This window comes from Yoonia rosea, assembly GCF_900156505.1.
Lineage (GTDB): Bacteria > Pseudomonadota > Alphaproteobacteria > Rhodobacterales > Rhodobacteraceae > Yoonia > Yoonia rosea.
Window position 1 is genome coordinate 1 of sequence record NZ_FTPR01000001.1, and the last position, 22,212, is coordinate 22,212.

General features: G+C 58.2%; 18 protein-coding genes, 1 tRNA gene and 2 pseudogenes. 6 read left to right on the forward strand and 15 right to left on the reverse strand.

Annotation, left to right across the window (positions count from 1 at the left end; genetic code table 11):
- Positions 1 to 15: 15 nt before the first annotated feature.
- Positions 16 to 92, forward strand: a tRNA-Met gene (locus tag B0B09_RS00005).
- Positions 93 to 409: 317 nt separating this feature from the next.
- Here B0B09_RS00005 and cysG read toward each other — a convergent pair.
- The 14 genes and pseudogenes from cysG to B0B09_RS00075 form a co-directional block, all read right to left on the reverse strand.
- Positions 410 to 1,816, reverse strand: a complete 1,407-nt coding sequence (gene cysG, locus B0B09_RS00010) for a siroheme synthase CysG (RefSeq protein ID WP_076657840.1) — start codon at positions 1,814 to 1,816, stop codon at positions 410 to 412.
- A gap of 10 nt (positions 1,817 to 1,826) precedes the next feature.
- Positions 1,827 to 2,762, reverse strand: a complete 936-nt coding sequence (locus B0B09_RS00015) for a glycosyl transferase family protein (RefSeq protein ID WP_076657841.1) — start codon at positions 2,760 to 2,762, stop codon at positions 1,827 to 1,829.
- Positions 2,759 to 5,389, reverse strand: a complete 2,631-nt coding sequence (locus tag B0B09_RS00020; RefSeq protein ID WP_076657842.1) for a nitrate reductase — start codon at positions 5,387 to 5,389, stop codon at positions 2,759 to 2,761. Before B0B09_RS00020 ends, B0B09_RS00015 begins: the two co-directional genes overlap by 4 nt.
- A complete protein-coding gene (gene nirD, locus B0B09_RS00025) occupies positions 5,389 to 5,718 on the reverse strand; it encodes a nitrite reductase small subunit NirD (RefSeq protein ID WP_076657843.1) in 330 nt (109 codons plus the stop codon). The genes B0B09_RS00020 and nirD overlap by 1 nt, the downstream gene beginning before the upstream one ends.
- Positions 5,715 to 8,147: a nitrite reductase large subunit NirB gene (gene nirB, locus B0B09_RS00030; RefSeq protein WP_076657844.1), complete on the reverse strand. Its 2,433-nt coding sequence runs from the start codon at positions 8,145 to 8,147 to the stop codon at positions 5,715 to 5,717. The genes nirD and nirB overlap by 4 nt, the downstream gene beginning before the upstream one ends.
- A 5-nt stretch (positions 8,148 to 8,152) precedes the next feature.
- Complete coding sequence (locus B0B09_RS00035; protein ID WP_076657845.1) at positions 8,153 to 9,835, reverse strand: ABC transporter ATP-binding protein; 1,683 nt, start codon at positions 9,833 to 9,835, stop codon at positions 8,153 to 8,155.
- 5 nt (positions 9,836 to 9,840) lie between these two features.
- A complete protein-coding gene (locus B0B09_RS00040) occupies positions 9,841 to 10,917 on the reverse strand; it encodes an ABC transporter permease (RefSeq protein WP_055291764.1) in 1,077 nt (358 codons plus the stop codon).
- Positions 10,918 to 10,982: 65 nt separating this feature from the next.
- Complete coding sequence (locus tag B0B09_RS00045; protein ID WP_076657846.1) at positions 10,983 to 12,350, reverse strand: CmpA/NrtA family ABC transporter substrate-binding protein; 1,368 nt, start codon at positions 12,348 to 12,350, stop codon at positions 10,983 to 10,985.
- 265 nt (positions 12,351 to 12,615) lie between these two features.
- A complete protein-coding gene (locus B0B09_RS00050) occupies positions 12,616 to 13,785 on the reverse strand; it encodes an ABC transporter substrate-binding protein (RefSeq protein ID WP_055291768.1) in 1,170 nt (389 codons plus the stop codon).
- A complete protein-coding gene (locus B0B09_RS00055; RefSeq protein WP_076659702.1) occupies positions 13,782 to 14,366 on the reverse strand; it encodes an ANTAR domain-containing response regulator in 585 nt (194 codons plus the stop codon). Before B0B09_RS00055 ends, B0B09_RS00050 begins: the two co-directional genes overlap by 4 nt.
- 267 nt (positions 14,367 to 14,633) lie before the next feature.
- Positions 14,634 to 14,999, reverse strand: a pseudogene (locus B0B09_RS00060) (tyrosine-type recombinase/integrase); the annotation flags it as partial.
- Between the two features lie 399 nt (positions 15,000 to 15,398).
- A complete protein-coding gene (locus tag B0B09_RS00065) occupies positions 15,399 to 16,247 on the reverse strand; it encodes an alpha/beta fold hydrolase (protein ID WP_076657847.1) in 849 nt (282 codons plus the stop codon).
- 10 nt (positions 16,248 to 16,257) lie between these two features.
- Positions 16,258 to 17,454, reverse strand: a complete 1,197-nt coding sequence (locus B0B09_RS00070) for an acetyl-CoA C-acyltransferase (protein ID WP_076657848.1) — start codon at positions 17,452 to 17,454, stop codon at positions 16,258 to 16,260.
- Positions 17,451 to 17,939, reverse strand: a complete 489-nt coding sequence (locus B0B09_RS00075; protein WP_076657849.1) for a PaaI family thioesterase — start codon at positions 17,937 to 17,939, stop codon at positions 17,451 to 17,453. The genes B0B09_RS00070 and B0B09_RS00075 overlap by 4 nt, the downstream gene beginning before the upstream one ends.
- Positions 17,940 to 18,170: 231 nt before the next feature.
- Here B0B09_RS00075 and B0B09_RS00080 point away from each other — a divergent pair, with 231 nt between their 5' ends.
- The 3 genes and pseudogenes from B0B09_RS00080 to B0B09_RS00090 form a co-directional block, all read left to right on the forward strand.
- The gene (locus B0B09_RS00080) at positions 18,171 to 18,716 is read left to right on the forward strand and encodes a TetR/AcrR family transcriptional regulator (RefSeq protein WP_207552122.1); all 546 of its coding nucleotides are present in this window, start codon (positions 18,171 to 18,173) and stop codon (positions 18,714 to 18,716) included.
- Positions 18,717 to 18,732: 16 nt separating this feature from the next.
- On the forward strand, positions 18,733 to 19,413 hold the full coding sequence (locus B0B09_RS00085) for an aspartate/glutamate racemase family protein (protein WP_076657851.1): 681 nt from the start codon (positions 18,733 to 18,735) through the stop codon (positions 19,411 to 19,413).
- An 18-nt stretch (positions 19,414 to 19,431) separates the two neighbouring features.
- Positions 19,432 to 19,632, forward strand: a pseudogene (locus B0B09_RS00090) (hypothetical protein); the annotation flags it as partial.
- Positions 19,633 to 19,647: 15 nt separating this feature from the next.
- Here B0B09_RS00090 and B0B09_RS00095 read toward each other — a convergent pair.
- A complete protein-coding gene (locus tag B0B09_RS00095; protein ID WP_076657852.1) occupies positions 19,648 to 20,214 on the reverse strand; it encodes a TetR/AcrR family transcriptional regulator in 567 nt (188 codons plus the stop codon).
- A gap of 104 nt (positions 20,215 to 20,318) precedes the next feature.
- Between B0B09_RS00095 and B0B09_RS00100 the strand changes: the two genes are divergently transcribed.
- Together B0B09_RS00100 and B0B09_RS00105 are read left to right on the forward strand one after the other, a co-directional pair.
- Positions 20,319 to 21,254 (forward strand): alpha/beta fold hydrolase, encoded by a 936-nt coding sequence (locus B0B09_RS00100; RefSeq protein ID WP_131824971.1) that lies wholly within the window; start codon positions 20,319 to 20,321, stop codon positions 21,252 to 21,254.
- A 293-nt stretch (positions 21,255 to 21,547) separates the two neighbouring features.
- Positions 21,548 to 22,192 carry a TetR/AcrR family transcriptional regulator gene (locus B0B09_RS00105; RefSeq protein ID WP_055291781.1) on the forward strand — a complete coding sequence of 215 codons (645 nt, stop codon included), beginning with the start codon at positions 21,548 to 21,550 and terminating at the stop codon, positions 22,190 to 22,192.
- The last annotated feature ends 20 nt before the right edge of the window (positions 22,193 to 22,212 follow it).

Consider the following 22,212-nt stretch of genomic DNA (forward strand, 5'->3'; position numbering starts at 1 on the left):
ACTGCAACACGGTAGCGCGGGATGGAGCAGCCCGGTAGCTCGTCAGGCTCATAACCTGAAGGTCGTAGGTTCAAATCCTACTCCCGCAACCAACACACACAACACACAACAATACACGAACAGCCACCATCAGGCGGCCGCTGGCGTGGTGTAACGGTACTCAGAATTCCGGGTTGGAGGCAACTTGGCTGGCCATGGACGAAGTTAGCTCAAATACGTTGTGGTGTTCACGACTGGGCGGAAAGCAGACGTTAGCTGCCCCGCGGCATACCCAAAAAAATCAACGCCCGCCGGGGGCAGCCGTTCGCGTTTCGATTAATGCGTTCTGATGAGCTATTCATTGGCGCTGTTAAGACACTTGTCGTGAAAACGAGCCCTTCAGACTAACGTGCGATGCGAAATAGGACTGCTATGCTGTGGCCCAGATAGTGCTGGCCACGCTTTGGACAGGCCGCGCCGCTGCTGCATGCGCAGGCCAGTTCACAAGGATGATCGCACAGCTCTTTATAGCGTGTGCCTCAAGCGCATAGGGGAGTTCAGACACTGTCGTTGCAACGTGATGTTCACTGTCTTTTGACACATCCACACAAACGTCCACTTTGCTGTCGGGGGGGAGCCCCTGTTTCATCAGACCGTCCGAAAGGTGCGCTGCCTGCCCCGCCGACATGTAAAAGGCCGTTGTTGTTCCGGGTCCGGTCAGCCGTGTGCAATCGGGCTGCGGGTTGTCCGCACATCCCGTGCCGGTCGCGATGACGAATGTATCCGCAACGCCCCGTTCGGTCAGGCTGCGCCCGAGCGATGCGGCGGCAGCCGAGGCGGCAGTGACACCAGGCACCATTTCGACAGGGATGCCTGCAGCTTTGGCGGCGGTGAGTTCTTCCGTAGCGCGGCCAAAGATCGCCGGATCGCCGGATTTGAGACGCACAACATGACGGCCCTTCAATGCCTCGGCCACGATCATGCTGTTGATTTTGTCTTGCGGCCAAGCGTGCGCACCAACAACCTTTCCGACGAATACCCGCTCGGCGTCGCGGCGGGCCAGTTCCAGCACCTCCGGATCAACCAGCCGGTCGTAAAAGATCACGTCAGCCTCTTGCAGGCGCGCGACAGCGCGCAGGGTCAACAGATCGCGTGCCCCGGGGCCGGCCCCCACAAGCGCGATATGCCCGCCTTTGGCTTGGTCCGCTGCGCCACCTGCGGCGATAGCGACCTTGATCATGCGCGCGGCATCTCTTTCCGCACCGCGCGTCCATGTCGCGGCCGCGTCACCTTTGAAGACCCATGCCCAGAATGCGCGGCGGCGGTGGCGTGCTACCTTTTGCGCCACCCGCGGGCGCAGGTTCCCTGCAAGGGCCGCTAACCCGCCAAGGTTCTGCGGCAAAAGCGCCTCGAGTTTGGTTTTGATGTCACGTGTCAGGACGGGCGCGGTGCCTTCGCTTCCGATGGCCACCACGATCGGGTCGCGGTCGACGATCGCCGGTGTTGTCAGATCACACAGGTCGGGCTGGTCCACCACGTTGACGGGACATTTCGCAGCTTTGGCCAGACCGTGGGCGGCCGCATCAAACCCAGGGCAGCCTGTCCCAATGAAAGCAAATGCGGCGTCTTCAAAGATGTCTGATGAGAGTGTTTTGACCTGTGCGGCCCGCCCCGATGCGACAAGGCCCTGCAACTCGTCTTCCAGGGTGGCGGCCACCAGAACAATCTGCGCGTCCGTCTTGCAGATCAATCGCGCTTTCTGCGCGGCCTGTTCGCCGCCGCCCACAATGATCACACGTCGGTCCGATGTGCGGATGAACATGGGAAAGGCTTTCATGGGATCCTCCTTATGCCGCGTCACGCGGCTTGCGCGCGGGCCAAAGTCTGCGGGCAGTGTCTTCGGCATCTGCCATGCCGAGCGTTGCGAGCGCTGCGGCGGCCGTGCCACTGATGATCTGTTCATCAAATACGGATGGTTGCATCAGGTCATAAGCGGCCGTCGGTTCGGCGAGCCGGCGTGTGTCATCGATGAGAGCGTGGAAACTCCCCTCCCACAGGGCACCGGTCCGCACACCGAAAGCGGCGATATCCTTTGCAGGATGCCGTTCGAATTCACCGCCGCCACCCTTTATCACCGTCAGGTTCTGCCAGCCCAGAAGCTGTGCCGCATCGGCCTGCAGCAAGCGGTAGGACGGGTGGAACACACCTTGAACGCTGGCGCTTGCGCGGGCGGGGTTGAGCATGCGGCAAACGGTATTAATGCAAGACCGCAGGCCAAGCACCTCGCGCAGGCGCAAAAGCGCAAAGAGCGCGGGATGCATATGTTCCAGCGGCAGATAGGCGATGCCCTCGCGCGCGAGCAGGGTTTCGGCTGCGTCAAGCGAAGCGGCGATACCGATGCCCGCCTGAGAGAGCCCGTCGCGTATTTTGTGATCGGTCCCATTCCAGCCGTGCAAAAGAACCCGATGCCCTGCATCCGCCACCATCCGTGCAGAAAAAAGGAACCACGGCGCACCGCGCGTGCGGCCCGCCGCATAGCTGGGCCAGTCAAGGTCGGCCTTTGGGATATGCGGCATCGTGGCTTGTGCCGCTTGGGCGAAACCTGCGATCTCTTCTGCGGTTTCACCTTTCATGCGCAAAAGCATCAATAGCGCCCCAACTGCCTCGGGTGCCGCATCGGGGCCGAGCATGATCTTCATTGCTGCGGCGGCCTCGTCCCGTGTGAGGGACCGTGACCGTCCCGGCCCGCGGCCAAGGGTCTGAACGAAAGTCGCCAGGGTCATTCTGCCGCCTCCTTGACGCGGACCCGTGCCAGCAGGTCGGCGATTTCAGGTCGGCAAGAACCACAGTTGGTCCCTGCACCCAAGGCAGCACCAATCTGATCAACGCTCATCAACCCCTCGCTCTCAATCGCGGTGACGATGGTGTTGATTCCAACGCCAAAGCAAGAACACAAGGTTGGTCCGGGGTTCGGGATCGCGGCGGGAACGCGACCCGTCAGCGCATCAACTGCGTCCGTGCCAGGCAGTGTCGTCAGATAGTCGCGCATGACAGCAATCGGTGTGCGCGCCACATAAAGCGCGGCAATGATCTGGTTGCCGTCGCGCAGGACAATTCGTGCCGATCCGCGCGCGGTGTCGATGACACAGGCTGCGGTCGCGGTGGGTGCGGAAAAGATACGGCGCGCTTCCGCTTCCCAATCGTCGATGACGTTTGTGCCTGCCAATTCGGCCCGAAAACCACGCGGCATGCGCGCCTTGGCCCAATAGTCACAGTCCAGTGCCATATCGGACCGGGATACGGCAAAGCCATACCAAGCGGCGGCGAAGCGTGCGGCGGCAACGGTGCCAGCCTTGCTTTCAGGTTGGCCCGAGATCGGGTCAGTGGCAGGGGCCACAAGCGCGTCAATCCGTGCGCAGCGCGCGGTTTCGCCGGTCCAGTGGATTGGTGCGAAAAGTTGGCCTTTCTGCACATCCTTCGAAATGCGCGCCCGCAAGATCGCCTGCCCATGCACATTGGTCAGCCGGACAAGGTCGGCGGTTGCGATTTGCAGCGTCTGCGCATCATCGGGGTGAATGTCGACGAAAGGTTCCGGCAAATGCCCTGACAGCCGTGGCGACAGGGCTGTGCGGGTCATGGTGTGCCACTGGTCGCGCAAACGGCCCGTATTCAGGACGAAAGGGGCGTCCGCTGTCGCGACAGATGCCAGTGCCTTTGCGGTCACCGCAATCAAACGCGCCTTTCCGTCGGGATGGAAAAATGCGCCATCCGCAAAGAACCGACCGCCTTGCCGCTCTTGCGTGACAGGCCAACGCGCGGGTTGAAACTGGGCGTAGTCGGTATCGGAAATGCCAGAGAGAGCAGAGATGTCGAAATCACGCCCGAACCCAGCAGCGATACCGGAAAGGGTAGCGTGTTCGCGGAAGATTTCGGCGGGGTTGGCGTAGTCAAAGGCGCGGGCAAAGCCCATGCGCCGCCCGACCTCGGCCAGAATATCCCAATCGGGTCGCGCCCGCCCCGGTGCGGGCAAAACGCTGCGTTGGCGGGTGATGGTGCGGTCGGAGTTTGTGACCGTGCCGTCTTTTTCCGCCCAAGCGGTGGCGGGCAGCAGGACATCCGCCAGACGTGCGGTATCCGTTTGTGCGGTGATGTCGCTGACCACGGTGAAGGGACAGTTTGCAATGGCATCGCGCACGGCATCTGCATCCGGCATCGAAACCGCGGGATTGGTATGGATGATCCAAAGTGCCTTGATCCGCCCGTCGGCAACGGCGCGGAACATATCCACCGCCTTCAAGCCTTGCCTGGACGGCATCGCAGTTGCGCCCCAGAACGTGCGTACAGCCGCGCGATGATCGGCGTTTTCCAGATCAAGATGGCAGGCCAGCATATTGGCCAGCCCACCCACTTCGCGCCCACCCATGGCGTTGGGCTGGCCGGTGACGGAAAACGGCCCGCAGCCCGTCGTCCCAATCCGGCCGGTGGCGAGGTGACAGTTCAGGATCGCGTTGACCTTATCGGTGCCAGAGGTCGATTGGTTTACCCCTTGGCTGTAGATCGTCACAACGCGCTGCGTGCCGATCCAAAGATCGTAGAAGGCGCACAGATCCGCCGGATCAAGCCCTGTGATTGTAGCGTCATCTGCGCGGGCTGTGGCAATGGCATCATCAAGCCCGTTGAGGTGGCTTGCATAGTCTGCGTCAACAGCGCCGCGGTCCGCGATCTGGGCCAGAAGCCCGTTGAACAGCGCTACATCGCTGCCTGGTGCCAGTGGCAAATGCAGGTCGGCGTCGGCACAGCTGGCCGTGCGGCGCGGGTCGATGACGACGATCTTTGTGCCACGGGACTGCCTTGCCGCCAGCAGGCGCTGAAAGAGAACCGGATGGCACCATGCCAGATTTGAGCCGACCAGAACGACAAGGTCGGCTTCATCTATATCGTCATAAGTCCCGGGCACTGTATCGGTGCCAAACGCGCGTTTGTGGCCCGCGACAGAGGACGCCATGCACAACCGCGAATTCGTGTCGATATTGGCCGAGCCGATGAACCCCTTCATCAGTTTGTTGGCGACATAGTAGTCCTCGGTCAGCAACTGCCCCGAGACATAGAAGGCCACGCTGTCAGGTCCGTGTTCGGCAATCGTCGCTTTGAAGGTATTCGCCACCAGATCAAGCGCGGCGTCCCAATCGGCCTCTGCGCCGTCGATCCGTGGTGCAAGCAGGCGTTGTTCCAGCCCAACTGTCTGGCCCAGCGCCGACCCCTTTGAGCAAAGCCGCCCGAAGTTGGCCGGATGATCCGGATCGCCACGCACATCCAGCCCGCCATTGCCATCGGCGCGCAGCAAGACACCGCAACCGACGCCGCAATAGGGGCAGGTCGAGCGTGTTTCGGGCAGGCCCGCCCCGTCCATCAGGCAGCACTCTGCGCAGAAAGGCCTGCGCCATCGATCAAGATACGATCCGCTTCGATCCGGATGGGGTAGGTGGCAATCCGCGCGTCTTCTCCTCGCGCCTGTCCGGTGTTCAGATCAAACACCCAGTTATGCAGCGGGCAGGTGATCGACTGGCCGTGGACAATGCCCTCGGACAATGGTCCGCCTTTGTGCGGGCAACGGTCAAGGGCCGCAAAAACTTCGTTCAAATCGGTCCGAAAAACTGCAATACAGCCCAGCGCCGTCTTCAGCTTGCGGGCACCGCGCAGGGGGATGTCGTCGATGTGGCCAATATCAATCCAGCTCATTCTGCAGCCTCCAGTGTCAGATCGGCGAGCGCTTGATACCGTTCTGCCTTTTGCGCGTGTTCCGCCCATGGGTCCTTGCGGTAGATGCTTTGCGACAATTCAAACGCCGCGATCAGGCGGGCGCGTTCGTCCAGATCATCAACGACCCGCGCCTTGACCCAGTCGAGCCCCACTTTCGCGACCCATTTGTAAGGACGGTCGAGGTATTTGGCGTTTTCGCGGTAAAGCTGGATAAATGCGACGGTCAGGTCGATCGCCTCTTGTTCGGTCGCCACGTCGGCCAGACGTTCGGTTTCCTTCAGGTCCATGCCGGCGGCACCCGCGACACCCACCTGATAGCCGCTGTCGACACAGATCACGCCCACATCCTTGCAGGTTGCTTCGGCGCAATTGCGCGGGCAGCCCGACACAGCCAGCTTCACCTTATGCGGCGTCCATGACCCCCAAAGCATCTGTTCCAGCTTGATGCCAAGACCCGTGCTGTCCTGCGTTCCAAAGCGGCAGTGATCCGTGCCCACACAGGTTTTCACCGTCCGCAGGCCTTTGGAATACGCATGGCCAGAGACCAGCCCCGCCTTGTTCAGATCGGCCCAGATATGCGGCAGATCCTCGCCCTTGACGCCCAGCAGGTCGATCCGCTGGCCGCCTGTGACCTTCACGGTGGGGACGTTGTATTTGTCGGCCGCATCGGCAATCGCCCGCAATTCGGTCGGGTTGGTGATCCCGCCCCACATGCGTGGCACAACGCTGAAGGTGCCATCCTTCTGGATATTGGCGTGCTTGCGTTCGTTGACAAATCGGCTTTGCGGATCGTCTTTGTATTCAAGCGGCCAGTCGGCCAGCAGATAAAAGTTGATGGCGGGGCGGCAGACATGGCACCCGTTGCGGGTTTTCCAGCCCAATTCCTGCCAGACGGCTTCCTGGCTTTTCAGCTCCTGTGATTTGATCAACCGTCGCACGTCCTCATGGGTCAGATCACAGCAGCCACAGATCGGCTGAGCAGTTGGCATGACAAAATCATCGCCCAAGGTGACCTGCAGCAACTGTTCGACCAGCCCCGTGCAGGTGCCGCAGGATGCGCTGGCCTTGGTGGTGGCGCGGATTGCGCCCAGATCGGTGGCCCCGCCAGCGATGGCGTCGGTGATCGTGCTTTTGCAAATGCCGTTGCAGCCACAGATTTCCGCTTCAGGCGGCAATGCTGCAACGGCTGAGAGCGGGTCCGCGGTATCGCCCCCCTGATAGGCCGGGCCAAAGATCAGCGTCTCGCGCATGTCACTGATATCGGTGCCGTCCTTGATCAGCCCGAAGAACCAGTTGCCATCGGCGGTATCGCCATACATCACCGCCCCGATCAGCCGGTCACCTTCGATCACCAGCCGCTTGTAGACGCCGCGTGACGGATCGCGGAACACGATATCCTCGCGGCCTTCGCCATCGGCGAAGTCACCGGCGCTGAACAGATCGCAACCCGTGACCTTCAGCTTGGTGGACAGGGATTTCTGGACAAAGGCCGCCTCTTCCCCCAGCAGGGTTTTGGCCAGCACCTTGGCCTGATCATAAAGCGGGGCGACAAGGCCAAAGATCGCGCCCTGATGTTCAACGCATTCGCCGACAGCAAAGATATCCGCGTCAGAGGTGCACAACTGGTCATCCACATGGATACCCTTGCCCACAGCCAGGCCAGCGGCCTGCGCCAGCGCCACATTGGGGCGGATACCCACGGCCATGACTAGCAGATCGCAGGGCAGCTCTGTGCCGTCATCCAGCATCAACGCCTTGACCATGCCATCCTGTCCGACGATTTCCTTGGAATTGGCCTGCAGGCGGATCGTGATGCCCTTGGCCTCAAGCGATTTCTTCAGCAGGTAACCTGCGGCTTCATCAAGCTGCCGCTCCATCAGGTGGCCCATGATATGCACCACGGTCACATCGGCAGCGCGCGCGGCCATGCCTGCGGCGGCTTCCAGCCCCAACAGGCCACCACCGATCACGACGACCTTTTTGCCAGCCCCCATCTGCATCATGCGTTCGGTGTCTTCGAGATCGCGGTAGGCGATCACGCCCTCCAGATCATGGCCTGGCAGTGGGATCATGAAGGGGTTCGAACCTGTGCCAAAGATCAGCTTGTCATAGGCAACCGTGCCGTTTTCGCCGGTCACCGTCTTGGCGGCGCGGTCAATCGCTATCACCTTTTCGCCAAAGCAGCAGCTCACCCCATTGGCGGCATACCAGGCGTCGTCATGAGTCACGATCTCTGCGTAGGTCTTTTCGCCTGACAGCACAGGTGACAGCATGATCCGGTTGTAGTTCCCGCGCGGCTCGGCGTTGTACAGCGTGATGTCGAACGCATCCGGTGCCGCCTCGACCAGGTGCTCGATCACGCGGCCAGAGGCCATGCCGGCGCCGATGATTACAAGTTTCTGTTTCATTGCTTTCACTCCGCTGCGATGGCCTTGGGGGTCGATTTGGGTTTGGGTTTCGCGCCGTGTTCGTACTCCTCAAGAAAGTCGAGCACATCCTGCCGGTATTTGTAGTAATCAGGGTGTTCCAGCAGCGCTTTGCGGGTCCGTGGGCGGGGCAGGTCCACGTTAACGATCTTGCCGATTGTGGCTTGGGGCCCGTTGGTCATCATGACCACGCGGTCGGCCAGAAGGATCGCCTCATCCACGTCGTGCGTGACGCAGATCGCGGTCACCTTGGTACGCGACCAGACCTCCATCAGGACTTCCTGCAGTTCCCAGCGGGTCAGGCTATCCAGCATCCCGAAGGGTTCATCCAGAAGCAGCAGTTTGGGCGACAGGGCAAAGGCCCGCGCAATGCCAACCCGTTGTTGCATGCCGTTGGACAGATCGCTTGCAGGCTTGTCCATCGCATCGGCAAGACCGACACGTTCCAGATAATATTCCACCACATCCTGCCGTTCGGCCTGGCTGGCGCGGGGATAGACTTTGTCCACACCCACCGCGACATTCTCCTTGGCCGAAAGCCACGGAAACAAGTTGGGCGACTGGAAGACAACGGCACGTTCAGGGTCTGCGCCCTCGACATGGCGGCCATCCAGTTTGATGGCACCTTTCGAGATTTCGTTTAGGCCCGCAGCCATGGTCAGTACCGTGGACTTGCCACAGCCGGAATGTCCGATCAGCGAGATAAACTCGCCGCGGTCGATCTTGAGGTCGAAATCCTCGACCACGGTCAGCGGGCCTTTCGGCGTCGCGTAGACCTTGTGTAACTGCGAGAAGTCCAGAAAGCGGTTTTCGATCATGCCATCTTGTGCATCTTTGACCGCCGCAGGAATGCCATGGATCGGGGTTACATCGGGCAGTTCGCGCGTGCCCTCGACCTTGGCCTCGATTCCGACGTCCATCAGATATTTTGTGACATCGGCCCGCAGACGCTTGAAGGTATCATTGCTGTTCATTGCCATGCGGTCGCGGGGGCGCGGCAGAGTGACTTTGAATTCCTGCCCCAGCGTCCCGTCAGGGTTCAGAGCGATAATCCGGTCGGCCAGAATAATTGCCTCATCCACGTCATTTGTGATCAGCACGCAGGTTTTCTGGTCTGCCTGCCAGATCCGCTCGATCTCATCGGCAAGGTTCGCGCGGGTCAGTGCATCCAGCGCTGACAGCGGTTCGTCCAAGAGCAGCATTTCGGGGTTCATCGCCAGCGCACGGGCCACATTGACCCGCTGCCGCATACCCCCCGACAGTTCCGCAGGGCGGCGGCTGGCCGCATGGGACAGGCCCACCATTTTCACATAATGGGCGGTTTTGGCGGCCTTTTCGGCCTTGGACATAGCGGGATAGACTGTATCGACCGCCAGGCGCACATTCCCCGTGACCGTCAGCCAAGGCATCAGCGAATAGCTTTGAAAGATCACGCCGCGTTCAGGGCTGGGTTCCTTGATTGGCGCACCCTTGAAAGTAGCGCTGCCGCTGGTGGGGCTTTCCAGCCCCGCCATCATGTTGATCAGCGTCGTCTTGCCTGTGCCGGAAAAGCCGAGGATGACCAGAAACTCGCCCTCTTGAACATCGAGATTGATGGTCTTGAGAACATCTGTCCGGTGCGCACCGTCGCCGTAGGATTTGCTGACGTCTTTGAACTGCAGAATACCCATCGCGCTCACCGGTTGTTCGTGAAGGTGAAAAGGGACTGCAGCGCGTACATGACACGGTCCAGCAGGAAGCCGATGATCCCGATGGTGAACACAGCCACCATGATCTTCGCCAGCGAACTGGAAGAGCCGTTCTGGAATTCATCCCAGACGAATTTCCCAAGCCCGGGGTTCTGGGCCAGCATTTCGGCGGCAATCAGCACCATCCAGCCGACACCCAAAGACAGGCGTAGGCCGGTAAAGATCAACGGCAGCGCCGATGGCAGCACCAGCTTGGTAATCTTGGTCCATGTGTTCATTTTCAGGACTTTGGAGACGTTCACCAAATCCTTGTCGATGCTGGACACACCCAAGGCCGTGTTGATCAGCGTCGGCCAGAGCGAGCACAGCGTCACGGTGATGGCCGATGTCAAAAAGCTTTTTGCAAACCAGCCGTCCTGCGTGGTGTAGACCGCCGAAACAACCATCGTCACGATCGGCAGCCAGGCCAGCGGCGAGACCGGTTTGAAAATCTGGATGATCGGGTTCAACGCGGCATTGGCGATGGGGGATAGGCCCGCGGCAATGCCCAGCGGGATGGCGACGATCGCGGCGACCAAGAACCCGAAGAAAACCGTTTGGATCGAGGTCCAAATCTGCGCGTAGTAGCTGGGTGCACCGGTATAGGCACGCGCGATTGGCTCTTGCCCCTGTTCGGCGCGGCGTTCGTTCAATTGCGCGACCTGTGCCTCAAAACGGGCGCGGCTTTCGCCCTTGGCCACCGCATCCTCGTGCAAATTGACCGCTTCTTCCCAAACCTGCGCAGGGCCGGGGATGGCGCCAAGCGATGTCTGGACTGTCGGAGCCAAGGTTGCCCACATCAGCAGGAAAGCGACAATGGCAAGCAAAGGGACACCCAAAAGCCGCCATATCTCAGAGACTTGGGCCTTGGGGTTATCGCCAGCAGCGGCCTTCAGGATTGGGGTCAGCCATGACAGGCCAATGACCTGAAACCATTTGTCGGCGGCGTTAATACGGGTGAACAAACGCTCGCGCCGCGCTTCGCGGGCCGCATCTGCATCGAAATTCGGATCGACCGTAGTCATCGGGCTTTCTCCTGAAAAAGAAGGGAAGGGCGCGGGCAAGACAGGATGCCCGCGCCGGAATGGGCCTAGCCCTGGATTTCCGAGCCAACGACGGTCTGGTTGCCCTTCAGGCCAATCGGCAGAGAGTCCAGATAGGCGTTGGGGAAGCGGCCATCGTAAGGGATACCGTCAATGATGTCGGCGGCTGGTGTCGGCTCTTTGTAGCCGTCGCTGCCCCACGGAAAGTCCGCAGGATCTGCCAGACCATCATCAACAAGCGATTGTGCGGCTTCCAGATAGATATCGGGGCGATAGACGCTTTCAGCCACTTCCTTGTACCAATCATCCGTCTTTGCTTCAGGGATTTGGCCCCAGCGACGCATTTGGGTCAGGTACCAGATTGCGTCGGAATAGAAGGGATAGGTAGCGTTGTAGCGGAAGAAGACGTTGAAGTCGGGCACTTCGCGCACGTCACCGGGCTCATATTCGAAGGTGCCGGTCATGGAGTTCGCGATGACCTCATAGTCGGCACCTACGTATTCAGCGCGTGATAGAATCTCCACGGCGGCTTCGCGATTGGCGTTGTCATTTTCATCCAGCCACATGGCGGCGCGGATCAGGGCCCGTACCAGGGCTTTGGTTGTGTTGGGATTTTCCTCGACGAACTCGGCAGTCAGGCCAAAGACCTTTTCGGGGTTGTTCTTCCACAACTCATAATCAGTAATCACAGGCACACCGATGCCTTTGAAAACAGCCTGCTGGTTCCACGGCTCGCCCACGCAGTAGCCGTCGATTGTGCCGGCTTCCATCGTCGAGGGCATCTGCGGAGGAGGTGTGACGGAAAGAAACGCCTCGGCCCCGATCTGGCCAGAGATGTTTTCGGGGCTGTAATAGCCGGGTTCGATCCCGCCAGCAGCCAGCCAGTAACGCAGTTCGTAGTTGTGGGTCGAGACAGGGAAAACCATGCCCATGTTGAAAGGGCGGCCTTGCGCACTGAATTGCTCGATCACGGGGACCAGCGCTTCCGCAGAAATCGGATGCTGGGGGCGGCCGTCTTCCATCGAGGGCACATGCGGGCGCATCAGGTCCCAGACTTCATTTGAGACCGTGATCGCATTGCCGTTCAGGTCCATCGAAAAGGGGGTGACGATATGCGCCTCGGTCCCATAACCGATTGTTGCGGCCAATGGTTGACCCGCCAGCATGTGGGCGCCATCCAGCTGTCCGTCGATCACACCGTCCAGAAGAACTTTCCAGTTCGCCTGCGCTTCCAAAGTGACAAACAGCCCCTCATCAAGGAAATACCCTTGCTCGTAAGCCACGGCGAGCGGGGCCATATCGGTCAGCTTGATGAAACCGAAGGTCAATTCATCCTTCTCCAGATCAAGCAGATCGGCGAAGGCCGGAGAAGCGAGGGCCGTTGTGGCCGCCAGTGAAAGAAAAAGATTACGCATGTCTTGTCCCAGTGTTTGTCCGGTGATCGCGGGGCGCCCGGATGAGTAACGAAAAAAGGGCCGCACACTTGCCGTCGGGGGAGGACCGACGAGAAGTGAGCGACCTTGCTCATGGATATCCCAATCGTTGGGAAGGAATTCGGTAGAACCGCGCCATTGCGGACAAACACAAATTGCCGCAGTGCAGCACGGCTTGCTACAAATTTATGGGATAGGGTGGGGTTAAACCGTCCTCGGCTTCTTTGGCTGCGCGAAATTTAGGCGATTATTCCTGCGCTGGGTCAAAAATTTGTCCATCAAAAAAGCAATCCGCCTGCAAGGTGATCCGCCCTTCGGCCGAAGCCACGGCAGTTGGTGCCAGAATCGCACCCTCGACCTTTTCGGATGCACCCGGCAGGTCGTTGCTGGTGCTGGCGAGGTGGCGGCGATGCAGATCGCTGCGGAAGACGCGCGCAATCGCCGCATCCGACAAGACCGTCCCGCCATGGGCCGCATGCAGCCGTCGGGCGATCCATTTAGCCTGACTGCGCCAAGGGAAAGTGGCGGCGCCGGCGTGGAACTCTAGAAAATTGGGTACCTGCCGAATATCGCCTGCTGATGAAATTGTCAGGTGCCCTGACAGGGCGCGGTCGATCAACTCGGCCGAGACATCAAGATAGGCCTTGCGTGACAAAAGATCGCTTGCGGTGGCGCGGACATCGGGATTGGACAGCCAGCGGCCCGCGCGCCATACCGCACGCATCAGGCGACCCAGCAGATCTGGCTCGGTTTCTGCCCAATCAGTACGCACCGCCAGCACTTTTTCCGGCGCAAAGGCCCAGATCGCACTGGTGGGCAGGATCAGCGCGCCCGCCCCGTCGTCCACAGCGACCGATCCCCAAGGTTCACCAACGCAAAAAGCATCGACATCACCTGCCGCCAGTGCATTGGCCATGAGCGGCGGTGGCACGGTGCGGATCGTGATCCCGTTCGGCCCGAGTGCTGTGCCTTCGGCCCAATAGCGCAGCAACTCCACATGCATCGAAAACGGAAAAGGCACGCCAAAGGTCAGTGGGCCATCGCTGACTTGTGCAAGTGCCGCCGCCGCCGCAAAAGGATCGGCAAAATCGAAGGCAAAGCCTGCATCGCGCAATTTGGCCGCCAGCGCGCGGCTGACCCCGATCACGTTGCCGTTTACTGACAGGACGGACACCGCCGATAGCTGTGTGGCGACCCCGCCCAGTCCCATCGCTGTGGCCAGCGGCACCGGTGACAAAAGATGCGCGGCATCCACGCGCCCAAAGGCCAGCATATCGCGCACAGACGACCACGATGGCGCGGCAATCAGGTTCAGCGCGATGCCCTCGGACTGCGTAAACCCCATTTCCTGCGCGATCACCAAGGGCGCGGCATCTACCAGCGGCATATAAGCGACAGATATCTCGACCGGCTTCATCCCAAAAGCCCCGCTGCCGTGACCAGCGCCTCGGCCACATCGGCGACCCGGCGGCCCTGATCCATCGCGGTCTTGCGCAACAGCGCATAGGCGGCTTCTTCGTCGATCCCCTTGGCCTTCATCAACAGGCCCTTGGCGCGGTCAATGACTTTGCGTTCCTCGAGCGCGCGGCGCGTTTCGGCCAGTTCCTCGCGCATTTGGCGCACTATGCTGAAACGGGCGATGGCCGTATCAATCACCGATTTCACCCGCGCCGGTGCAAGACCGTCAACCACATAGGCCGATACGCCCGCTTCGATCGCCGCGCGCGCCATGCCGCCCGCTTCGGCCGAGACGAACATGGCCACAGGGCGCTCGAGCGGACCAGAGGCCAGCGTCATTTCCTCCATCATATCGCGGGTGGGATTGTCGATATCAATCAGCACGATATCCGGCTGAAACCCCGCCACCTGACGCGCGAGGCCATCGGCATTAACAATCACCAGGACATCGCACTGGCAGGCATCCTTAAGCGCGTCCACAATCGCAATCGCGCGATCATGGTCCTGTTCCACTACAACAATACGAAGAGCGTTCTGCATAAAAACGAAGTGGAGCGAACACAGGTGAAACGCAAGAGCCGAGATGTTGCCTGCGCGCACCCTGCATGGAAATTGCCCTAACTTATGACAACTGCACAGTTTCAGGGCGCCCATAAGATCGGGTAGCCAATTCCCGACTTGGCCATTCATCGTAACCGGACCCGATCAGACGAGCACTAACGAGCATCAGTGTGAGCAAAAACCAGAGGAAGCGAGCACCATAAGTCTATGCCAGCCATTCCTGCTGCAGTGCCACAAGCACAGCTCTTACGAACGGCCGCTTTGGGCCGTCCGCGAAGACGGCCTAGACCTCCATATTTCGATAGCTTCGGCGATCGCCAGCGCATCTTCAAGCGCAACGCCAAGGTATCTGATAGTGCTGTCCATCTTTGTATGACCCGATAGAAGCTGGACTGCCCTGAGGTTGCCCGTGTTCTTGTAGATCTGCGTCACTTTGGTCCGCTGCATTGAGTGTGTGCCGTAGGCGCTTGCCTTTACGCCAATGGATGTCACCCATTCACGGACAATTCGCGCGTACTGACGGGTCGATATATGAAGGCGGTCGTGAAAGTGCCGAGGCCAGAGGTATTCGGATCTGATCATCAGCGGCTCCCGCATCCACCTAGCAAGCGATGCCCACACTGATAAGATCAAGGCGTGTGCGTAACCCCAACAAGGCCACGACCCGCGTGTCGACAAACAGGCCGAATACACGTGAGCGACTTCCGAGAACATGCATGAAAATCACTTGCGAACAGCAGCCGGTACATACAAGCGATCCCATAGTATCGAATGCTGCGTTGAGCGCCAAAGTCGGCTCTTTCATCTTGGAGAGGAGAACGAGGTAGATCCCCTCGCTTATGAGCAGCGGCGGTTTCCGTCCGAAGGTGCTCTTGGATGAAACTGAGCCAAATCCTCACGCCGCTCCAGAGAAGTTTGTCCAACAACGGTTGAGGCGGAATATTTTTCCGCCCCGACCAACTTATTTTTTCGACCTGAGAGCATCCGGCTAAATGTATCAACCAATAGACGCTACCGCGCGGTTAGAAACTCTGTGACGTCTTTTGCAAACTGCTCAGCGTGCTGGAACAAGAAGGCATGGCCGGCATCAGGATAGATCGCAAGTTGCGCATTTGGGATCGTGCGAACAAGCGCAACCGAGTTCTCGACCGCGAAGGCCCTGTCCTGATCGCCATTGGCCACCAAAACGGGGACGCTGATCGTGCCCAGCTTTTTGGACGCGCCATCCTCGCCAAAGAAAAACGTCCGTGTCGCTGCACCTTGCGCCGCAATGGTTTGCATGGCCGTTTTTGATGCCGCTCCTGCGATCGCGTCACCCCCGCCAATCCGCTCAAGGGACGCCATGCCTGCAGCGCGGCTGGTGTCAGTGTCAGCATAGAACAGAAATTGCATATCCTCGGGGGTGTTCTGTTCTTTCGTCGCTGTGCCTAACCACTCATTCGGAACAGGAATCGTCCCTTCAATGGCAAAGCTTGGTGTCGTTCCGGCAAGAATAACCCCGCCAATTTCATCACAGTACTTGGCGGCAAGGATCTGGGCCGTCATGCCGCCCATAGACCAGCCAAGCACATTTGGTTTGTCTAGCTCAATGGCCTTTGCCAATGCCATCGCGATGTCTGCGGCCCCTTCGAGCGTTTCGGGCACATCGCCGCCGCTTTGAGCAACGCCTGCGCTGTCAAAAGTGATCACTTGGTGGTGGCGGGCCAGAGCGTCAATAAGCGCAGGGTCCCAATCATCCATAGATGCGCGAAACCGGTTGAGCATCAACAGCGGCCGTCCAGTGCCCGTGCTGCGCCAAGCAATCTGGTGCCCGTTTACGTCAGTGAAGTTGTCGTTCGCGTTGTCTGTATCGAGTGGCATTTCTAATTTCCTAATTTGGGTTGAGTTCAACGGCGATGGCGGTTGCTTCGCCTCCGCCAATGCAAAGGGCGGCAACACCACGTCTCAGGCCCCGCTTCGCCAGTGCGTGGCAAAGAGTGACGACAAGCCGCGCACCTGTTGCGCCGATGGGATGGCCAAGCGCGCAAGCGCCCCCGTTGACGTTGAGTTTGTCGCGGGGAATGCCCATGTCCTTGGCGGCGGCCATTGCGACGACAGCGAAGGCTTCATTGATTTCCCAAAGATCGACATCATCCGCTTGCCACCCTGCGCGCCTAAGCAACTTCTCAATCGCGGGAATTGGGGCCGTGGTGTACCATGCGGGGTCTTGGGCGTGGGACGCTTGCGCCGTGACCGTCGCCAAAACGGGCAACCCTTCAGTTTGTGCAAATGATTTCCGAGTAAGTACCAGCGCAGCCGCCCCATCTGCATTTGCAGATGCGCTTGCCGCCGTGATCGTCCCATCTGTTTGAAATGCGGGGCGCAGGTTCGGAATCTTTGAAGGATCCACCATGCCCGGCTTTTCATCCTGCGAAATGACAACTTCGCCTTTGCGCATCGGCACTTTCAATGCGACGATCTCGTCATCAAAGGCCCCTGATGCTTGCGCCGCTTGCGCCCGTTTTAAGGTCTCAATCGCAAAGGCGTCCTGTTCGGCGCGGGTGAAGCCGTATTTTTCCACCGCGGCCTCACCGAAGGAACCCATCGGACGCCCGGCTTCATAGGCGTCTTCAAGGCCATCGTGCATCATGTGATCCAGAACCGCGCCCGCGCCTGCTTTGCGCCCGCTGCGCATTTCTGGAAGTAGAAATGGGGCATTCGACATGGATTCCATTCCGCCAGCCACAACCACATCAGCCCTGTTCAGGGTCAGCAGATCACACCCCATCATGATCGCCTTCATTCCCGATCCGCAGACTTTGTTGATGGTCGTTGCCCCGACGTGATCTGGCAGCGCGGCACCTCTTGCCGCCTGTCTGGCAGGCGCTTGGCCCTGACCTGCGCCAAGCACGCAACCCATCAATACCTCGCTCACCTGTTCGGGTGCGAGGCCCGCGGTTTCAACAGCAGCGCAGATCGCGACGGCACCCAGCTCGGCCGCTTTGAGTGATCTGGCTCCGCCTAGAAACGCCCCTAATGGCGTGCGTTTTGCGGCGCAAATTACGATGGGATCAACAGCGGGGGTCATTCTTGGCGCTCCTGTTTGGCGGGCATCAAGAAACAAGTACTTGTTCCTGTCGCAAGGATGCGCCCTGATTGATCCTCAACGCGCGCCTCAGCAGAGGCTGTTTGACGTGTGCGGTCGATCACGGTGCCGATGGCGCGTACCTGTCCCATTTTCGCTGTGATGGGGCGCATGAATTTGACCTCGGTTCCAAGCGATACATACATCTCGCCCGCGTCCAGAATGGTCTGCACCGCACAGCCCATCGCGCTGTCCAACAGCGCCATCGTCCAGCCGCCATGTATAAGACCCATAGGATTCAGGTACGCGTTCGACGGATTACCGCGAAATTCTGCTCGGCCTTTGTCGGCTACTTCAATCCACTGCTGCAGGGTTTGCGCCATCGGTGGGGCTGGCAATGCCCCGGTCGGAATCGCGCGAATAACATCAAGCCCCGAAAGCCCGGTGACCTGCTCGGGGTGGGCGATTCCGAAGGGTACGTCGGGCATTCTACTCGGAGCAAATATTGGCTCGGAATTAGTGGCATCTTGCATCGTATGGTCCTTAGTTGGGAGACCCATTAAGATTGCGGTTATAATCTAACAGTGTCAATATTAGAGTTCGATTGTAATCTTAATGACAGTAAGTAAGATGTCGCTCGATATCTAAGTCACCACCCCTGTGGCCAAATCCGGCGTAAGGGAACGGTTGCGTTTGCGGAAAGGAATAAGCCAATGAGAGTGAGCCGAGAGACCGCGCAGAAAAACCGGCAAAACGTTGTACGAACCGCCAGTGAGCAGTTTCGCACCCATGGCTATGATGGCATCGGCATCGCCGGCTTGATGAAAGCAGCGGGGATGACCCAAGGCGGTTTCTACAAACAGTTCGAGAACAAGGAAGCGCTTGAATGTGAGGCGACCGAATTGGCGCTAAACGACAATTTCGAGCTTTGGGCCAAGGCGATAGAGGGGAAAAGCGACCCTTTAGCCGCCGTTGCGCAATGGTACTTGTCGCCTCAGCATGTACCGGCGGTGGGTCAAGGCTGCGCCTACGCCGCGCTTGCTTCAGAAGCGACCCGTCAACGTCCGGCGTTGCAAACTATATTTACAAGGGCCGTCGCGCAGCAAATTGAACATTTGGTCCAAGCCCTTGGTGAACAACCCGAAAGCCGGACCGAGGCCATTCAGGCAATGTCTCAAATGATTGGCGCCTTGATTTTGGCCCGCGCAGTCGATGACGAAGACCTGCAACATGAAATCCTGACGGCGGGCCAAAGCCGCCTTTAGACGTGGAGATTGAAACATGCACATCGGACTCATCGGCGGCCTTGGGCCGGCAGCGACGATATCGTACTACACGCGGTTGATTGCAGCGTTCAAAAAGGCCGATTTGCCGCTGTCACTCACGATTGAACATGCTGATATGAATGCCTTGCTGCAAAGGGCCGCCGAAGATCAGCGGACAGCGCAGGCAGAGGTCTTCGCGACGCACCTTGATCGCCTCCCTGGTGCAGGCAGTGATATCGCATTGATCACCGCCATTACCGGACACTTCTGCTTTGAAGAAACGCAGGCCATATCACCCATGACGCTGATGGATGGCACGGGCATTATCGAAACGTATTGCCATGATAACGGGATCAAAACCCTCGGCATTCTGGGAAGTCGTACCACCCTTGAAACCAATCTCTTTGGCCTGTTGAAAACTGTTGAGGTTGTCGTGCCCCAAGATCGGTTTGAGAGTGTTTGGAGCGCCTACATGAAAATGGCGGAAACCGGCATTTGCAGTGAGGAACAACGCATGTTGTTTTTTGAAGCAGGGCAGGCAATGATCGACGACCAACAGGCGGACGCTGTGTTGCTAGCGGGAACCGACCTGGGATTGGCATTCGACAATCAAACGCCTGAATTTAGGGTCATTGACGTGATTGAGCTCCACATCAACGCGCTGGTTTCAATGGTTGCAGTAGGTGGATTGACGTAAGTTTTCCGTTTGAGGGGTGTCGAGATGCTCTTCGCACACCTCAAACGTATCCTCGGTCTGGGTAAGCTCCGATTACGAGGCCCATGCGGCGTCCAAGACAAGTTCACCATTGCAGCAACCGCCCAAAACCTCCGGAAAATCGCAAAACTCAAGCCGATAACCCACATCGGAAGGCTGAAACCAACGAGTTTTTCAACACAATCAGCCCGAACCTACTGAACTGCTGCAACTCGGCTAATGATTGCTATGGTGTTTCAGTATTTTTGCTGCAACTTTCTTTGTCCGAGCAAAGCTGTCTGGGTCGTCAAGCGACATGCGAGATACCGTTGCTCCTTCGATCATCATGAATAATATGCGCGATGTGTCTTCCGGATCGACAACGCTTCCCTCGATGCAAAGCAAATTCAGAAAATCCAAGAATCGCTGCTTGTAGGCGCGTGCGAGTTCACCAATTTCTCCGCCGGACGCTCCATATTCGGTAAGTGCGTTCACAAAGTAGCATCCATTGAATTCTGGCCGTTCTGACCAATCCTGCATTGCGTCGAATACACTCAGAATCCGGTCTACGGGGCTAGCGTTCGCATCCCCAGTATATTGCTCCAGATGTGCTTCTAACCGATCACCTCGCCGACGCAGTGTTTCTTGAATCAAGGCGTCTTTGCTGTCGAAGCCTTTGTACAAGGTCATTTTTGCGACCCCAGCTTCCCGAAGGACTCGATCAACGGAAATTCCCTTGAATCCTTCTTTGGCAAAAATTGCTTCCGCTGTCTCTAATAGTTTTTCGCGTTTGGGGGCTGGCATCTTAATTTTCTCACTACGGAACTTGCACAGGGTATACCGAATAGTATACCCAGCGCAAACAGGTAGACCAAATAGTCTACTCTCCAAACACGGGAGAGATACAAGTGAGACATTTGAAACGTGGTTCGGCGGTGGTTGTTGCGTTGATCGCTGGAGCCCTCATCATCTCTGAGTTCTGGGTAGAAAGGACAGCGCGGCTGATGCTGGCTGGACTTAATTGGTCTGCGGGTTTGGAGCAGAAATCAGTAACGACATCTGTTGGCGATATTGCTTACCTAGAGGGTGGAGAAGGTGAGGCTATCGTTTTCTTGCACGGAATCTTTGCCTTGAAAGAGCATTGGATCGACATGTCGCGCCAAGTTTCAGGAGATTACCGTGTCATTTTGCTTGATCTACCCGGCTTTGGAGAAAACCGTCGCCTTGATCCAGTGGAATACAGCTATACCCGACAAACTGAAAATGTACTCGAAACGCTCGATCAGATCGGTGTTGAGAGATTTCACATAGCGGCGAACTCAATGGGCGCTCAAATAGCTGGGCAACTCGCAACGTCTTTTCCGGATAGAGTGCTGTCCGTCGCATTCGTAGGAAGCCCCGTTGGGGTCACGTCCCCTGAAAGCAGCGATATGGAACTTGCAATTGCTGCCGGGCAACTGCCGTTGCTTGTGGGAACCCGAGAAGAATATGACATCCGTATGGACTGGCTATTTCCTGACGAGCCTTTCATTCCACGTCCCGTTGCGCGTTACTGGAGGGATAACGAAGTCTCCAACGCAGCGCACAATCATCAAATATGGAACTCGGTTGCCGCCTATGATGGATTGCAGGTCGAAGATTTGGCACGAAATATCCGCCAGCCATCGCTCGTCATTTGGTGTGAGGAAGATCGGATATTTCACGTCACCGGATCAACGGTGCTCACTGAAGCGCTTCAAAATCCGACATTGCAGGTACTGAACGAATGCGGGCATTTGCCAATGCTCGATCGTCCCCAAGAAAGTGGCAGGATATTGCTGGATTTTTTAAGCCAGACAAATTGAAAGCAAAAGCAGACCTTTATCAAGGACAACCTCAATGACCGCTTTGTCCGCGTTGCAGTCATCCAGCATTTTCTTGGGTTGGTCCGACCGTTTCCAGTCGGCGCGGTGCTTGTTGTGGTCTTTCTCAAATGGGTTTTGAAGACTTGGCATCGGTCGAAATGTTTTTCTGCATCTGTCTACTCCCTAGCGGGTGAAACACAGGCGATATCGAAGCGGAGGAAGTATTGAGGTGCGCGTCATCCGGAATAGGCCTCTAGGGTTGACAAGATGTCGCCTGCTGGTAGCGCTGAGGTATGAAAAATACCCTTCCCAGATCCAAGCCTATTCGCACGCGTGATCCAGAACGCACCAAAGGCGAAATCCTTGAGGCGGCATTGAATGAGTTTGTATCGCACGGGTATGACGGCGCTAAGGTCCATCAGATTGCGAAAAGCGCCGGATGTAACGCGCGGCTTATCTATCACTATTACGAGAACAAAGAGCGTCTTTACGAGGCAGCACTCCGCAGCATCTATTCCGAGATCCGTGAGCGCGAAGCCGCGTTGCATCTTGATACACTGCCACCCGAACAGGCGATCATGCGGTTGACCGAGACGACGTTTGATTTCTTCGAAAACAATACGGCTTTCCTGTCGATTACCCGCAGCGAGAACCTTCTTGGGGGGCGTTTTATTGCCCAGATGCCGGAAATCCAGAAGATGTCCGCACCGTTCTTGGACAAGATTTCTGATGTGCTGAAGCGGGGCCATGCCGAGGGCGTGTTCCGGGCAGGAATTGATGCTTTGCAGCTGTATGTCAGCATCGTTGCGTTAAGCGCGCATCATATCAATGCCAGCCACACATTGTCGGCCACCTTCGGGCTCGACGTCTCTGGAAGTGACTGGCGACGTGACCGCCGTCAGCATGTCTTGGACATGATCGAAAGCGCCGTCAGATAAGCGAATCGCTGCTTTTTCCC